General features: G+C 47.2%; 15 protein-coding genes, 2 tRNA genes, 2 pseudogenes and 1 riboswitch. Of the genes and pseudogenes, 13 read left to right on the forward strand and 6 right to left on the reverse strand.

What is annotated here, in order from left to right; translation table 11 throughout:
- Positions 1-89: 89 nt before the first annotated feature.
- The 7 genes and pseudogenes from KCG54_RS01715 (at position 90) to KCG54_RS01745 (ending at position 5985) form a co-directional block, all read left to right on the forward strand.
- Positions 90-1018, forward strand: a pseudogene (locus KCG54_RS01715) (energy transducer TonB).
- A gap of 102 nt (positions 1019-1120) precedes the next feature.
- On the forward strand, positions 1121-1780 hold the full coding sequence (locus tag KCG54_RS01720) for a MotA/TolQ/ExbB proton channel family protein (RefSeq protein WP_254324460.1): 660 nt from the start codon (positions 1121-1123) through the stop codon (positions 1778-1780).
- A 3-nt stretch (positions 1781-1783) separates the two neighbouring features.
- Positions 1784-2218, forward strand: coding sequence for an ExbD/TolR family protein (locus KCG54_RS01725; RefSeq protein ID WP_049328855.1), 435 nt, complete (start codon positions 1784-1786; stop codon positions 2216-2218).
- A 132-nt stretch (positions 2219-2350) separates the two neighbouring features.
- A complete protein-coding gene (locus tag KCG54_RS01730; RefSeq protein WP_254324461.1) occupies positions 2351-4012 on the forward strand; it encodes an electron transfer flavoprotein-ubiquinone oxidoreductase in 1662 nt (553 codons plus the stop codon).
- An 84-nt stretch (positions 4013-4096) separates the two neighbouring features.
- The gene (gene folP / locus KCG54_RS01735; protein ID WP_254324462.1) at positions 4097-4948 is read left to right on the forward strand and encodes a dihydropteroate synthase; all 852 of its coding nucleotides are present in this window, start codon (positions 4097-4099) and stop codon (positions 4946-4948) included.
- Positions 4949-5041: 93 nt separating this feature from the next.
- Positions 5042-5117 (forward strand) — tRNA-Ile (locus KCG54_RS01740).
- 526 nt (positions 5118-5643) lie between these two features.
- The gene (locus KCG54_RS01745) at positions 5644-5985 is read left to right on the forward strand and encodes a hypothetical protein (protein ID WP_070645840.1); all 342 of its coding nucleotides are present in this window, start codon (positions 5644-5646) and stop codon (positions 5983-5985) included.
- 734 nt (positions 5986-6719) lie between these two features.
- On the opposite strand, the gene KCG54_RS01750 is transcribed toward KCG54_RS01745, so the two are convergent.
- Positions 6720-7178, reverse strand: coding sequence for an RrF2 family transcriptional regulator (locus KCG54_RS01750; RefSeq protein ID WP_070608546.1), 459 nt, complete (start codon positions 7176-7178; stop codon positions 6720-6722).
- Between the two features lie 146 nt (positions 7179-7324).
- Here KCG54_RS01750 and KCG54_RS01755 point away from each other — a divergent pair, with 146 nt between their 5' ends.
- Complete coding sequence (locus tag KCG54_RS01755; RefSeq protein ID WP_254324463.1) at positions 7325-7705, forward strand: hemerythrin domain-containing protein; 381 nt, start codon at positions 7325-7327, stop codon at positions 7703-7705.
- Positions 7706-7791: 86 nt separating this feature from the next.
- Positions 7792-8949 carry an NnrS family protein gene (locus KCG54_RS01760; RefSeq protein ID WP_254324464.1) on the forward strand — a complete coding sequence of 386 codons (1158 nt, stop codon included), beginning with the start codon at positions 7792-7794 and terminating at the stop codon, positions 8947-8949.
- A gap of 102 nt (positions 8950-9051) precedes the next feature.
- Here KCG54_RS01760 and KCG54_RS01765 read toward each other — a convergent pair.
- The 3 genes from KCG54_RS01765 to ispB form a co-directional block, all read right to left on the reverse strand.
- A tRNA-Arg gene (locus KCG54_RS01765) sits at positions 9052-9126 on the reverse strand.
- Positions 9127-9143: 17 nt separating this feature from the next.
- Entirely contained in the window at positions 9144-9590 is a 447-nt protein-coding gene (locus KCG54_RS01770) for a DUF441 domain-containing protein (RefSeq protein WP_004518807.1), read from the reverse strand.
- A gap of 4 nt (positions 9591-9594) precedes the next feature.
- Positions 9595-10569: an octaprenyl diphosphate synthase gene (gene ispB / locus KCG54_RS01775; protein ID WP_070765665.1), complete on the reverse strand. Its 975-nt coding sequence runs from the start codon at positions 10567-10569 to the stop codon at positions 9595-9597.
- Between the two features lie 263 nt (positions 10570-10832).
- On the opposite strand from ispB, the gene rplU reads away from it, so the two are divergent.
- The 3 genes from rplU to ubiM all read left to right on the forward strand — a co-directional run bounded on the left by rplU (position 10833) and on the right by ubiM (position 12900).
- Positions 10833-11141 carry a 50S ribosomal protein L21 gene (rplU, locus tag KCG54_RS01780; protein WP_002216394.1) on the forward strand — a complete coding sequence of 103 codons (309 nt, stop codon included), beginning with the start codon at positions 10833-10835 and terminating at the stop codon, positions 11139-11141.
- Between the two features lie 27 nt (positions 11142-11168).
- Positions 11169-11441, forward strand: a complete 273-nt coding sequence (rpmA, locus tag KCG54_RS01785; RefSeq protein ID WP_002212328.1) for a 50S ribosomal protein L27 — start codon at positions 11169-11171, stop codon at positions 11439-11441.
- Positions 11442-11715: 274 nt separating this feature from the next.
- Positions 11716-12900 (forward strand): 5-demethoxyubiquinol-8 5-hydroxylase UbiM, encoded by a 1185-nt coding sequence (ubiM, locus tag KCG54_RS01790; RefSeq protein WP_003680095.1) that lies wholly within the window; start codon positions 11716-11718, stop codon positions 12898-12900.
- Between the two features lie 67 nt (positions 12901-12967).
- On the opposite strand, the gene KCG54_RS01795 is transcribed toward ubiM, so the two are convergent.
- Both KCG54_RS01795 and queF read right to left on the reverse strand, forming a co-directional pair.
- Positions 12968-13645 carry a 7-cyano-7-deazaguanine/7-aminomethyl-7-deazaguanine transporter gene (locus KCG54_RS01795; protein ID WP_254324465.1) on the reverse strand — a complete coding sequence of 226 codons (678 nt, stop codon included), beginning with the start codon at positions 13643-13645 and terminating at the stop codon, positions 12968-12970.
- Between the two features lie 100 nt (positions 13646-13745).
- Positions 13746-14218 (reverse strand): annotated as a pseudogene (queF, locus tag KCG54_RS01800) (preQ(1) synthase).
- Between the two features lie 3 nt (positions 14219-14221).
- A riboswitch (PreQ1 riboswitch) is annotated at positions 14222-14266 on the reverse strand.
- Positions 14267-14413: 147 nt separating this feature from the next.
- Between queF and rfaQ the strand changes: the two are divergent.
- Complete coding sequence (gene rfaQ / locus KCG54_RS01805; protein ID WP_254324466.1) at positions 14414-15496, forward strand: putative lipopolysaccharide heptosyltransferase III; 1083 nt, start codon at positions 14414-14416, stop codon at positions 15494-15496.
- Positions 15497-15500 lie beyond the last annotated feature (4 nt).

The raw sequence follows: 15500 nt of genomic DNA on the forward strand, positions 1-15500 counted from the left end.
TCTATAAACTTTCTCTATAAGCATTAATGCTTATTTTGACTGTAAAACGACTTGCAAACGGGAATTGTTGCTATTAACATAACGGAATTATGGATAAAAAACGAATTTTAACTCCAGCCGTCGTGACTTCCGTTGCGTTGATTCACGTCGGTTTGGTTGCACTTTTATGGCACGCGCACAAACCGCCTCCTGTCGAAATGGCGAATATTGAATTTGTCGATTTAGGCGATTTCGGCGGTGGCGACGGTAGTCCTGAGGGCGAAGGCGCACCTGCCGCCCCGAGCCTACCCCCGAACAACCGAAACCCAAGCCGAAACCCAAACCTAAGCCTGTCGAGCCGCCCAAACCTGTTATCAAACCTGTGGTAACGAAAAAAGAAAAAGCGGATATCGTACAGCAAAAGGAAAAACCGAAACCTATCGAGAAACCTAAGCCCGAGCCTAAGCCGGAACCCAAACCAGAGCCGAAGCCCGAGCCAAAACCTGAACCAAAACCAGAGCCGAAGGCAGAACCTAAACCATCTCCCAAAGCATCTGAACACTCAGGCAGCAAAACCGGGCCGAATACTGCTGAAAACGGTAAAGGCAACGGTGAAGGTAAGGCCTTGAGCGGAGAAGGAAAAGGCAACGGCGGCGGTACGAAAGGTACAGGCAGCGGCCGTGGCGAAGGCAGCGGATCCGGCAGCGGCGGTGCGAAAGGCGAACATGGCTCCGGTACCGGTGGCGGAGGTGGTGGCAGCGGTACAGGTGCCGGCAGCAGTAAAGGCAATCCGGCAAAAGGAACCTGCCATATTCCAAGACCTCCGTATCCTTCATTGTCCACTGAAAATGGTGAAGAGGGCTTGGTTGTTTTGAAAGTCTTGGTTGGTCCCGGCGGTAAAGTGGATTCAATTAGTGTCAATAAATCAAGTGGTTATAGTCGTCTGGATAATGCAGCGCGTAAAGCCGTTAAAGATGGTAGCTGTCATGCAAGCGTTTGGACTGAATTTAAAGTACCTGTCAAATTCACGCTTGAATAAGTATCTAGGCCTAAGCTGATTGATTAGAAAATATATGCTGTTGGGAAATAATTTTAAATGACCCGATAGAAATTTTAATTTTATTTTTAACTTGGAAAAATTATGGATTTAAGTTTAGTTTTCAAATCAGGTGATGTGGTACTGATTGGTGTATTTGTCCTGATGTTGTTGATGAGTGTGGTGACTTGGAGCGTCATTGTGATCCGCTGCATCAAATACCGCAAAGCGAAAAAGGGCAATGCTCAGGTAAAAGAGTTGATGCTGAATGCGTTTACGCTGGCTGATGCCGTACAAAAAGCCACAGCGGTAGAAGCACCGATGAGCAATGTTGCCGATGAGTCTCTGCGCGCATACCAAAACTACCGTCAAACGACAAGCAAATCGCTGATTGACGAATTGCCTTTGAACGAATACTTGGTTGTTCACATCCGCAACAGCATGTCCCAAACCATGCGTCAGTTCGACTACGGCATGACCGCGTTGGCCTCCATCGGCGCAACCGCTCCGTTTATCGGCCTGTTGGGTACTGTTTGGGGTATTTACCATGCCCTGATCGGCATCAGCGAAAGCGGCCAAATGAGCATTGCTGCTGTAGCCGGCCCGATTGGCGAGGCTTTGGTATCGACTGCCGTCGGCCTGTTTGTGGCGATTCCGGCCGTATTGGCGTACAACTTCCTCAATCGCGGTACAAAAACCATCGCGCAAGATATGGACGCATTTGCACATGACCTGCATGTCCGCCTTCTGAACCAAAAGGATTAAACCATGGCTTTCGGATCAATGAATTCCGGCGATGATGCGCCGATGTCGGATATCAACGTTACGCCTTTGGTGGACGTGATGCTGGTGTTGCTGATTGTATTTATGATTACCATGCCGGTGCTGACCCACTCGATTCCTTTGGAGTTGCCGACTGCTTCGGAAAAAGCGGCGAAAGAGGATAAGCAGCCTAAAGATCCTTTGCGTTTGAGCATTGATGCCAGTGGTGCTTATATCGTTGGCGGAGATTCAGATACCAAAGTGGATTTGGCAACGGTAACCGCCAAGCTGAAAGAAGCCAAAGCGAAAAACGAAGATGTGATTGTGGCGATTGCGGCGGATAAAGCGGTTGAATACGATTATGTCAACCAAGCCCTGCAAGCGGCGCGCGAAGCCGGTATCAGCAAAATCGGTTTTGTAACGGAAACCAAAGCGCAATAATCTTTTGAATACAGTCAAGGCCGTCTGAAATTTGAGTAAAGTTTCAGACGGCCTTTTGTTGTATTTGGTAACTATATGTCCAGGCTGTATAATTAGCGGATTAAATTGAATAATGACAATACAGGAACCGCCATGACAGAAACCATCGAACGCGACAGTATGCAATACGATGTCGTGATTGTCGGCGCAGGCCCGTCGGGTTTATCCGCCGCCATCAAACTCAAGCAGCTTGCTGAAAAGAATGGACGCGAAATCAGTGTTTGTGTGGTGGAGAAGGGTTCGGAGGCCGGTGCGCACTCGCTTGCCGGTGCCATCATCGATCCGATTTCTTTGAATGAGCTGATTCCCGATTGGAAAGAAAAAGGCGCGCCGCTGACGCGTACAGTGACGAAGGACAGGGTTTTGTTCCTGACCGAGAAAAAAGCGTTCAATCTACCCGTTACCCCGAATTTCGACAACCATGCGAACTATATTGCCAGCTTGGGCGAAGTCGTGCGCTGGCTGGCAGAGCAGGCGGAAAGTTTAGGCGTGGAAATCTATCCGGGCTTTGCCGCCGCCGAAGTGCTGTATCACGAAGACGGTTCGGTCAAAGGCATTGCGACCGGTAATATGGGCGTGGGCAAAGACGGCGAACCGACCGATTCATTCCAGCCAGGCATGGAGCTTTGGGCGCAGCAAACCCTGTTTGCCGAAGGCTGCCGCGGTTCGCTTTCCAAACAAGTCATCGAACGTTTCCAGCTCGACCAAAACAGCGAGCCGCAAACTTACGGCTTGGGCATTAAAGAAATTTGGGAAGTGCCGTCTGAAAAACATCAGCCCGGTTTGGTGATGCACAGTGCAGGCTGGCCGCTCGACAGCAAAACCTACGGCGGCTCGTTTATTTATCATTTTGACGAAAACAAAGTCGCTGTCGGCTTTGTGGTCGGTTTGGATTATCAAAACCCTTATCTGTCGCCGTTTGAAGAGTTCCAACGTTTCAAAACCCATCCTGAAATCCGCAAAACCTTTGAAGGCGGCCGCCGTATCGCGTATGGCGCGCGTTCGCTGATTGAAGGTGGTTTGCAAAGCCTGCCGAAGCTCTCGTTTAAAGGCGGCGTTTTAATCGGCGATGCCGCAGGTTTCCTGAATATGCCACGCATCAAAGGCATCCATACGGCCATGAAATCCGCCATGCTTGCCGCAGAAGCAGTGTTCCCTATGTTGGAAAACCTCGAAGAAGTGGAAAGCTTCGACAGCGGCAAAGAGACCACCGATTATCAGCAACGCTTTGAACAAAGCTGGCTGTATCAAGAGCTTTACGCCGCGCGCAATGTCCGTCCGTCATTCAAGTGGGGCGTTTACCTCGGCTCAATCTATACCGGTATCGACCAGATGATTTTCAGAGGCAAAGCCCCTTGGACTTTGAAACATCACGGCAAAGACAACGAGCAGCTTAAAAAAGCAGCCGAATGCAAGCCGATTGATTATCCGAAGCCCGACGGCGTGTTGACCTTCGACCGTTTGAGTAGCGTTTTCCTCGCCAATCTCGCGCACGAAGAAAACCAGCCAGACCATTTGGTACTGAAAAATCCGCAGGTCATGATAGACGTAAACTACAAAGAATACGCCTCGCCCGAAACCCGCTATTGTCCGGCCGGCGTATATGAAATCGTCGAAGAAAACGGCAGCCCGCGTCTGCAAATCAACGCCGCCAACTGCGTTCATTGCAAAACGTGCGACATCAAAGACCCGACGCAAAACATCACTTGGATTTGCCCCGAAGGCGGGAGCGGACCAAATTACGGCGGGATGTAATTTACTGTTTTAAAGTCAAAATCTAAAGGCCGTCTGAAAAGTTTCAGACGGCCTCTATCCTATTATTTCATCAATGGAAGCATTATGAACACGCACATTTGGCAGGCAGGCCGATTTGAAATCGCCTTAGACAAACCGAAAATCATGGGCATTGTCAATCTGACCCCCGATTCATTTTCCGATGGCGGCACCTATTCGCAAAATGTCCAAATAGCATTGGCACATGCCGAGCAGTTGCTGAAAGACGGTGCGGATATTCTCGATATCGGCGGCGAATCTACCCGTCCGGGTTCGGATGATGTTTCTCTCGAAGAAGAATGGGCCAGGGTGCAGCCGGTTTTGGCGGAAGTCGCCAAGTGGAATGTTCCCGTCAGTTTGGACACGCGCCGCACGGTGATTATGGAAAAAGCCTTGGCGCAAGGCGGCGTGGACATTATCAACGATGTTGCCGCATTGAGTGATGAAGGCGCAGTCGCATTGCTGGCGCAACAGCCGAATACAGGCGTGTGTCTCATGCACATGCAGGGTTTGCCCAAAACCATGCAGCTGAATCCGCAATATCAAGATGTCGTCGAAGAAGTCGCGCGTTATTTAAAAGCACGTGCGGCAGAATGCGTTCAAGCAGGCATTGCCCCTGAACGCATCACGCTAGACCCCGGCTTCGGTTTCGGCAAAAACCTGCAACACAACATTACCCTGATAAAACATTTGCCTGAATTGATGGAAGCAACCGGATTCCCACTTCTGATCGGCGTATCGCGCAAACGTATGATTGGCGAGCTGACAGGCGAACAAGATGCCGCCAAACGCGTACACGGCAGCGTCGCAGCCGCTTTGGCCACAGTGGCTAGAGGAGCGCAAATCATCCGTGTTCACGATGTCAAAGCAACATCGGACGCTTTGAAAGTTTGGGAAGCATTGGGTATATCGGCATAATACCCGAATAGAAAACCAACAGGCCGTCTGAAACATTGGCCCGGTATCTTGAACAAGCAACAAGTTATGCTATAATCCGCATCTACTCTTGACGGGTCTGTAGCTCAGGGGTTAGAGCAGGGGACTCATAATCCCTTGGTCGTGGGTTCGAAACCCACCGGACCCACCAAATATTAAAAATGCCCGAGGCTTTTGGCTTCGGGCATTTTTGTATTCATTGTTTTTGATGGGGTTAACATTCAAATTGATAAAGGTGAAGAGATAATTTACACTGCGAAATTAGGTTCAGGTAGTGGATTTTCGACAAATGGAACTATGGGGTGGTAATGGAAAGCATTTAAGAAAAAAAACACCAAATATAAGATTAAAAGCACCAATATCTAAGTTTAGTGCAAATGTAAGGAAAAATTAAATGATAGCATTAATACCTTATATATTTTTTGGTTTGATATTTTTGTATCTTGTTACTATAGTAACTAATTTTGTATTGGTCTATAAAATTCTAAAATCAGAAGGAATGACCTTAAGTTTTTTAGGGTTTTATTTGGGTGGAAAAAAATATCAAATAGATCTTATTTAAGGGCATTAAGAATAAATTGTATCTTTGCTACAATTATTTTTCTGTTAGAAGCTTATCATTATATTTTGTGATTTTGCTTCCTAAGCCCCATAACTACGACCCCAGGTAGAATACAATGAAGAATAATGTTAAAAATTGGACAACGGAAGAAGTCAAGCAATCATTAGATGAATTTAATGATGTTTTAATTAAAAATACTTTTCTTCTTCAGTATCTGAAAAAAGAGTTTTCAGCTTCAAGTGCTTATTGTTTGTCTATGCTGCCTGAAGAAGAAGATATATATGAAATATTGGTTAATGGGAATATTATTGTTGATTTAGAATTTAATAAACATACAAATGAAACAGTTGTTATTAATGTTACTGATGTTGATGAATACTTGAAAACTTTAACCAATGAGAGTGGTAGAGTATTTTTTACATTAGCAAAAGAAATCGGCAAACAGAAAAACATTTAACAAGAGCGAAATACAAATTAAAAACTCAATGGAGTGATGGCGTATTTAGGATAGATATGTTGAATGAAAAAAACAAATCTTTGTTTTTGGGGCTGACGTAGATTAGCAGTATGGAAATTTTTGTCGTGTAGGAATATGTCGCCCAGACTTGCAAGCAACGCTTCCATCAGGTAAAAGAGTGTATATTGAGTACGATCGAAGCACTTCATCGCGCGGAATACCACACGCAGATAGAATATTCAGCAATGATAAAAATGCTATTGTTATTTTAAGGACGTTAGATTGATTATGTAATTACTCTACGGTATTTGGCTTCATTACCATTGCCAGAAGGTTAATCTGTAGAAAAAGTGTAATCATTTTAATGGTTGATATTTTATAAACCAAAATAATACCGTCTGAGATTTCACAATCCAGACGGTATTTTATATTCTAAAGAAATATTTACAAGGTAAAACTCTATGGACTCATAATCAAAATTATGTTCATCATGGCTACGAAAGTTTTACTAACATTCCCAATTTTGTATTGGAAAAAGACCGTTACGTTGATTGGGAAGATACTTGGCGTACTTTTTGACTAGGGAATAAGTAAATGGAGAGCAGTTACTTTTTGCTTGCTCTGGTCGATATCTTTCTACTATTAATTTTTCCGAGTAATACTACATGCCCCTATATTGAGAGGCTGATGATTATTTCGATATAGCTGGACTGTTTTTCAGACGGCCTGAAAGTTTAATCAACCATTCTGCGTATTTCGTTGATGGGGATGCGCGGGGTATAGAGTATGTCGTAGGTTGGTTTGTCCAAAAGATCTTGCAGGGAGTATTGATCTAAATGGTTGAAGAAGGCTTTGATGGCGCCGGTAATGATGCCGGTCAGTCGGCAGGATGGGGTGATGAGGCATTCGTTGTTGTCGCCCATGCATTCGACGACCTGCATCGGCTCAAGATGGCGTACAACTGCACCGATATTGATGTTTTCAGGATTGTCTGCCAAGCGTAAACCGCCGCCTTTGCCGCGCACGCTGACCAGAAAACCGCCTTTGACTAATGAGGTAACTACTTTCATCAAATGGCTTTTGGAAATATTGTAAGTCTCGGCAATGGTGCCGATATTGACGAGGGTGTCGTCGTTGATGGCGGTATAAACCAATACGCGCAATCCGTAATCGGTATGTTGGGTCAGATACATGGCTGGCTCTTTAGATATTTTTATTATATGTCAAAAGCGTAGTACTTGGAGAGGGGCTGTTTGACTTTATGTGGGATTGGGTTTCATAATATCTGAAACATTTGAATTAATCCAGTTTGACAAACTGTTACCATTATAACGAACTTATGAAGCCCTTGAAACGCCATCCTGCCTTAATAGAACTTTCCCGCGAACATCATGGCTCGCTGTCGTTATGCGTCCGTCTCCTGCGTACGCCCGATCAAAGCCATCAGGCGGAGCTGGAGCCTCATTTTGTTGAGCTTGAGCCACATTTTTTGGAGGAGGAAACCATGTTTGCGCCGTATTGGGATAAGGTTGATCCGGCGTTGAGACAGCGTTTTGAAGGTGATCATGCCAAGTTGCGTGCGATGATGGCTCATCCTGAATATATGAATGAATCATGGAATAAGGATTTTGCGGTGACTTTGCGCGATCATGCGCGTTTTGAGGAACGCGAGCTTTTTCCTGCGATTGAACCTTTTTTGCCTTTGCCTGAGAATGTGTAATAGGGAAGGGAATCGATGGCCGTCTGAAAAGTTTCAGACGGCCTCTGTTGCTGTTTTATTATGATATAAAAATTGAAGGAACCACCATGAACGATTTGTTCAAACATCCTGTATGGGCAATGGCCTTCCGCCCGTTTTATTCGTTGGCGGCTTTGTATGGCGCATTGTCTATACTGCTTTGGGGCTTCGGCTTTCAGGGTACGCCTGAGTTGCCGGGTTTCTATTGGCATGCCCATGAAATGATTTGGGGCTACGCCGGATTGGTTGTCATTGCATTCTTATTGACGGCTGTGGCAACTTGGACAGGCCAGCCGCCGACACGCGGTAAGGCGTTGGCCGGTTTGACCGCATTTTGGCTGTTGGCCCGCATTTGTATGTTTATTCCTGGTTGGGGGGTAACGGCAAGCGGCATATTCGGTACGATTTTTTTCTGGTATGGCGCGGTATGCATGGCTTTGCCGGTAATTCGTTCTCAAAACAAGCGCAACTATGTTGCCGTGTTCGCTATTTTTGTTTTGGGCGGCACCCATTTCGCCTTCCATCTGAAAGTGCAGCCGTTTGATGCCATTGCGCTGATGACCGGTTTGCAATCCGGTTTGATTATGGTGGCCGGATTTATCGGTTTGATCGGTATGCGGATTATCTCGTTCTTTACGTCCAAGCGCCTGAACGTGCCGCAAATTCCCAGCCCTCAATGGGTGGCGCACGCCTCACTTTGGCTGCCTATGCTGACCGCCATGCTGATGGCGCATAACATTTTGCCGGGACTGGCCGCGTTGTTTGCTCTGGCTGCCGGTGTGATTTTTACCGTGCAGGTGTACCGCTGGTGGTATAAAGCCGTACTGAAAGAGCCTATGCTTTGGATTTTGTTTGCCGGCTATCTGTTTACAGGCTTGGGCTTGATTGCTGTCGGCATTTCTTATTGGGTTCCAAATTTCCTGAATTTGGGCGTGCACCTTATCGGCGTTGGCGGTATCGGCGTGCTGACTTTGGGCATGATGGCGCGAACTGCGCTTGGCCATACCGGCAACTCCATTTATCCGCCGCCTAAAGTGGTTCCTGTTGCCTTTTGGTTGATGATAGCCGCAACGGTTGTCCGTGTTTTGGCAACCTTTGTGAGTGGTACAGCATATACGCACAGTATCCGTTGCTCCGCCGCTTTGTTTGCCGCTTCTTTGCTGTTGTACGCATGGAAATATATTCCTTGGTTGATTCGTCCGCGTTCGGATGGTCGTCCGGGTTAACGGTTTAGCGAAATGAGAAGGCCGTCTGAAAAGTTTCAGACGGCCTTTATTTATTGATAACAAAAAAGCCTTTCAAAGTATGAAAGGCTTTTATTGAAACTGTGGCCTCGCCAACAGGAATCGAACCTGTATTTTACGCTTAGGAGGCATACGTTCTATCCGTTGAACTATGGCGAGGCGGTAAAGGAGGGATTTTAAACCTTTCCGGCAAAAAAAGACAATAAGCCGGCGGCAATCAAAGGGCCGACCGGAATGCCGCCGACAAAGGCAACGCCGATGACCGTGCCGATTAATAATCCGGTTACCAAAACAGGCTGTTCGCTCATCAATGGAACGCCGCGTCCGGCAAGCCATGCAACCAAAATGCCGATAAGGACGGCGGCAATCATTTTGAAATTGATAAACTCGGAAACCGGCGGGATCTGGATTTTACCGGAAACCAGCGGGCTCAATACACCGATGGTCAGCAGGATGATGCCCAGATGCAAACCGTGTTTTTCCACCAAGGGAAGATATTGCGACAAGGCCGTCTGCTGCATGAGCAGCAATACCGCCGCCGAAATCGTAATCGAGTTGTTGTTGCTGACGACGCCCAAAAAAATCAGCGTAACCAGAAACAAAGGGACAAAACTGAAATTCATCGGATTAAGATACTCGGGCCAAAGATTCTTTTGCCAGTTGGATCATGGCTTCTTTGACTTCGCTGTCAGGCAACACGTTTAATGAAGCGATGGCTTTGTCGACAGCTTTTTTCGCCTCGGAAATCGAATATGGCAAAGCGTCGGAGTTAACGACATAGTCGTGGATTTTTTCAAAATAGCTGCGGTCGGCATTTTCCAAAGCGTGGCGCACATCGTTTGCAGCCTGCTCGGAGCCGTTTCGCATCAGGTAAATCAATGGCAGGGTAGGTTTGCCTTCTGCCAAATCGTCGCCGACGTTTTTGCCGATTTCTTCGGTTTCGCCTGAATAGTCCAATACATCGTCAATGATTTGGAAAGCTGTACCGACGTACATGCCGTAGTCTTTCAAGGCTTGCTCGTGTTCGGGGGAAGCCTTGCCCAAAATTGCGCCGACTTGTGCGGCCGCTTCAAACAGTTTTGCTGTTTTGTATTGGATAACTTGGACGTATTGCTCTTCGGTAATATCCGTATTGCCGATGTTCATCAGCTGCATGACTTCGCCTTCGGCGATGATGTTGGTCGCATCTGCCATCACTTCCAAGATACGCATACTGCCCGAACCGACCATCAGTTGGAAGGCGCGTGTATAGAGGAAGTCGCCGACCAAAACAGCCGCCGCGTTGCCGAAGAGGTTGTTTGCCGTTTTACGGCCGCGGCGCAAATCGCTTTCATCGACGACATCGTCGTGCAGGAGGGTGGAGGTGTGGATGAATTCCACCATCGCTGCCAGCGAGTACAGTTTTTCATCGTCATGCCCGACTGCTTTGCCTGCCAAAATGGTAATAATCGGACGCAGGCGCTTACCACCTGCGCTGATGATGTATGTGCCGATTTGCGAAATCAGCGCAACATCGGATTGAACAGCTTGGTTGATGACCGCATTAACTTTGGCAAGGTCATCGGGCAGGTGGCGTTGGAAGTAAGGCAGGTTTTCGAGCATAAAACATTCTCTGTTGATAAAACGGAGCGGAGGCTCCAATGAATCTGTTTAAACCCGTACATTCGGTCGGGGTAATAACGTTGCATAAAGATATCAGCAATCCAGCGCGTGATTATATCAGTTAAAAAGCATGCAACATATCTTTCAGACGGCCTTTTCACTTGTAAATAAAATAAATTTTGACAAAACAGGCAAATAGAAATAGAATAGCTCGTTTCGCACATGGTGTGCGGAATGTTAACCTAATTCTCATGGAGTTGAGTATGTACGCGGTCGTAAAAACCGGCGGTAAACAATACAAAGTTTCCGTTGGCGAAAAATTGAAAGTAGAACAGATACCAGCCGAACTCGACAGCCAAATCGAACTGACTGAAGTTTTGATGATTGCTGACGGCGAATCTGTAAAAGTAGGCGCACCTTTTATCGAAGGCGCAAAAGTAACAGCTAAAGTCGTTGCTCATGGTCGTGGCGAGAAAGTACGCATTTTCAAAATGCGTCGTCGCAAACACTACCAAAAACGCCAAGGCCATCGCCAAAATTTCACCCAAATCGAAATCGTGGCAATCGCCTAATTTCAAGTAAGTTCAGGAGTATTACAAATGGCAAGTAAAAAAGCAGGCGGTAGCACCCGCAACGGTCGCGATTCAGAAGCCAAACGCTTGGGCGTTAAAGCCTACGGCAACGAGCTGATTCCGGCAGGCTCTATCATCGTTCGTCAACGTGGTACTAAATTCCACGCAGGTGACAACGTAGGCATGGGCAAAGACCACACTTTGTTTGCTAAAGTCGACGGTTACGTTGAATTCAAAACCAAAGGCGCGCTGAACCGTAAAACTGTCAGCATCCGTCCTTACACCGGTTCTGAAGAATAATCGTTTTACGATTGAAAACCGCATTCCTTTTCGGAATGCGGTTTTTGTTTGTCAGACTGTTTTGTCCGTTTGATAAAATCCGTATGTCTTGAAGCTTGATTTATATTAAGGCCAAAGTAAAAACGTGCTTACAATCGATGGCCTTTGTTTTATTCTATCGACTCTTTCTATATAATCTATCAAATGCCTTTGATTTACCCTCATGTAGCTAAACACAGTAAACTTAAGGCCGTCTGAAAAAATCCGTATCAGTTGAATACAAGGAATTCCTCCCATGAGCTTACACAGTGATATTCTCGTCGTCGGCGCAGGCCCTGCCGGATTAAGTTTTGCCGCAGAGTTGGCCGGAAGCGGGTTGAACATAACCCTGATTGAAAGAAGTCCTTTAGAAGTGTTGCAAAATCCGCCGTATGATGGCCGTGAAATCGCATTGACTCACTTGTCGCGTGAAATCATGCAGCGATTGGGTATGTGGGATTTGATTCCAAAAGACGAAATTTATCCTTTGCGCGATGCCAAAGTGTTGAACGGCCATTCCGATTACCAGCTCCATTTCCCGCAACCGACTCAGGCGCGCGGCGAGCCTGCGGACTGCTTGGGCTATTTGATTTCCAATCACAATATCCGCAAAGCCGCTTATGAAGTTGTGTCCAAATTGGACAACGTCAAAATTCTGACCGGCACCAATGTTAAAGAAGTCAAAACTTCTGATGATGAGGCGCAAGTCATTTTGGAAAGCGGAGAAGTATTGACCGGCCGTCTGTTGTTGGCCGCCGATAGCCGCTTCTCGCAAACGCGCCGTCAACTGGGCATTTCTTCCGATATGCACGATTACAGCCGTACCATGTTTGTGTGCCGCATGAAGCATACCTTGTCCAACCTGCATACCGCATATGAATGTTTCCACTACGGCCGCACCATTGCGTTGCTGCCTTTGGAAGAACACTTGACCAATACAGTGATTACGGTGGACAGCGATAAAGCCGAAACGATTAAAAATATGTCGCCGGAAGAGTTGGCAGCCAGCGTGAAAGAGCAACTCAAAGGCCGTTTGGGCGATATGGAATTGGTCAGCACCATTCACAATTATCCTTTGGTCGGCATGATTGCCCAACGTTTCTACGGCAAACGCAGCGCGTTGATCGGCGATGCCGCAGTCGGTATGCATCCGGTTACTGCGCATGGTTTCAACTTGGGTTTGGCAAGTGCCGATCTTTTGGCTAAATTGGTTCTTGAAGCCGAGCAACGCGGTCAGGATATTGGTGCGAAGAGCCTGCTGGAAAAATACAGCACCAAGCATATGCTCCACGCCCATCCGATTTACCACGGCACCAATATGCTGCTGAAACTCTTTACCAATGAAACTGCTCCGGCGAAACTGCTGCGCGGTTTGGTATTGCGTGCAAGCAATAATTTCCCGCCGCTGAAAAAACTGATTACCAAACAATTGACCGGTTAATTGTTTAAAACATAAAAGGCCGTCTGAACGATTAAAGTTTCAGACGGCCTTGTTTTTTATCTGCTGCTTATTTGGCTAAAACCGATTCGGGCATTTCTTGACGGACGTTTAAGGAAGTCAGTTTTTTGGTCAAGATGCTCAATACGATGCCGTAGGCGGGCAGGAAGAAGAGGGTACAGATGGCGAGTTTGAACAGATAATCGACAAATGCGATGCCCTGCCAGTTTGCCGCCATAAATTCATCGTTGCTGGCGTAAAAGGCAATGGCGAAAAACACCAGCGTGTCCAAAGCGTTGCCGACAACGGTGGAAGCAGTAGGGGCCGCCCACCATGATTTCAGACGGCGTAATCTGTTGAACACGAAAATATCGAGGATTTGCCCGAGCGCATAGGCGGAAAAGCTAGCCAATGCGATACGGCCGACGAAGGTGTTAAATTCGGCTAAAGATGCCCAGCCTGTCCAGTTGCCGTTATGAAAGAGGACGGAGAAGACGTAAGAGAGCAGCAGGGCCGGGAGCATAACCCAAAAAATAATCCGTCTCGCCAACGGCGCGCCGAAAATGCGCACGGTCAGGTCGGTAGCGAGGAAGATAAAGGGAAAGGAAAATGCGCCCCAAGTGGTAAAGATACCGAAAATTTGAAAGGGGAACTGCACCAGATAGTTGCTGGCGGCAATAATAAAAATATGGAAAAGCACCAGCCAGAAGAGCGCTTTCTTCTGCTGTGCAGCAGTAAATTCGTACATGGAAATCTTTCGGAAGTTTTTCAGACGGCATGAAGCCTTGCAAGACTGTGCAATAAAGAAAGTCTTGCAATGAAAAGTGCGTTAGACCGTCTGAATAGGATTATTGTGCATCGTGCTCAAACAGGCGTTTGCGCGCCAAAGCTTCAAACTCTGTACCTGCTTTGCCGTAGTTGGCAAACGGATGAATGGCGATGCCGCCGCGCGGTGTGAATTCGCCGAATACTTCGATGTATTTCGGATCCATTAGGGCGATGAGGTCTTTCATGATGATGTTGACGCAGTCTTCATGGAAGTCGCCGTGGTTGCGGAAGCTGAAGAGATAGAGTTTCAGTGATTTGCTTTCCACTATTTTGATATGGGGATGTAGCGGATGTAGATGGTGGCAAAGTCGGGCTGGCCGGTCATCGGGCAGAGACTGGTGAACTCGGGGCAGACGAATTTGACGAAATATTCGTTGTCGGGGTGTTTGTTGTCGAACGCTTCCAAAATTTCAGGCGCGTATTCGCTCGGGTATTGGGTTTTCTGGTTGCCCAAAAGGGAGATGCCTTGCAGCTCTTCGTTGTTGCGGGACATGAGGTTTCCTTAGTTTTTTAATGTGGGAGGTTTTCGAACCACGGGGTGCGGATTGTAATATAAATTGCATGGCTTGTGCGGATTTTATAACGATGAATCAGCAGGATAGGTTTCAGACGGCCTGTTTTGTATTTTATGAAACCTGTTTTCCGCTTTACAATAGCAACCAATCAACAGGCCGTCTGAAAGTTTTGTATGTCTTTAGCTCAACCCAAACGTATTCTGATCATCAAATTGCGCCATCATGGCGATGTGCTGTTGAGCACGCCAGTGGTCGATGCGCTGAAAACCCGTTTCCCCGATTGCGAAATTGATATGCTGGTGTATGCCGGTACGGAGCAGCTGATTGCCGATAATCCGCAGATTGCGCAGATTTTTACCATTGATCGAAATTGGAAGAAGCTGGGCGTATTCAAGCAGTTGGCGTGTGAGAAAAACCTTTTGTCTAAGCTGAAGGCGCGCGATTATGACTGGGCTTTCAACCTGTCCGACCAATGGCGCGCGGCAATAATCGCCAAACTGTGCGCCCGTTGTAGCGTGGGTTTGGACTGCATCAAGCGCGACGGTTTCTGGTGGCGTTTCTGTCATGATTTTATCAACCATGAGCTTGATACCAGTCATCATATCGTTGAAAATCAATTGAATATCCTTGCGCCGCTTATCCAGCCGGAAGACGTGGCCGATGCGAAAGTACGCCTTTGGGTGGCACAAGATGCAAGGGAAAGCATGCGGCAGAAATTGCGTGAGCAGGGTTGGAACGGCGAAGACTATGTGTTGCTGCACCCGGGGGCGCGCTGGCATTTCAAATGTTGGGAAGACGGCAAGAATGCCGCCATCGTACAGCTTCTGCTCAACAGTGGGCAGAATGTCGTATTGACCGCTTCTCCCGACACTGTCGAGCAATACATGCTTCAGGAAATTATAGGCCGTCTGAATATTCCGGAGGGTAGAAAAGTATATGTGTTGTCCGGATGCTTGAGCCTGCGTGAATTGGCGGCGGCCATTGAGGGAGCGAAGCTGTTTGTCGGTGTCGATTCCGCACCGATGCACATCGCCGCTGCTTTGGATAAACCGCAAATCGCTTTGTTTGGCGCGTCATGGGTGGATAAATGGCGTCCGTATTCCGAACAGGCTGAAGTCATTTATGCCGGCGATTATGCCGAACTGCCTCACCCTGACAGTATCGACACCAACGATCCGACACGTTTGTTGAAAGCGATTCCGTTGCAGGATGTGTGGGACAAAATTTCGGCCAAATTGGAAGCGTTGGAAGCTTAAAACC

It is taken from the genome of Neisseria subflava (assembly GCF_024205705.1).
Lineage (GTDB): Bacteria > Pseudomonadota > Gammaproteobacteria > Burkholderiales > Neisseriaceae > Neisseria > Neisseria subflava_D.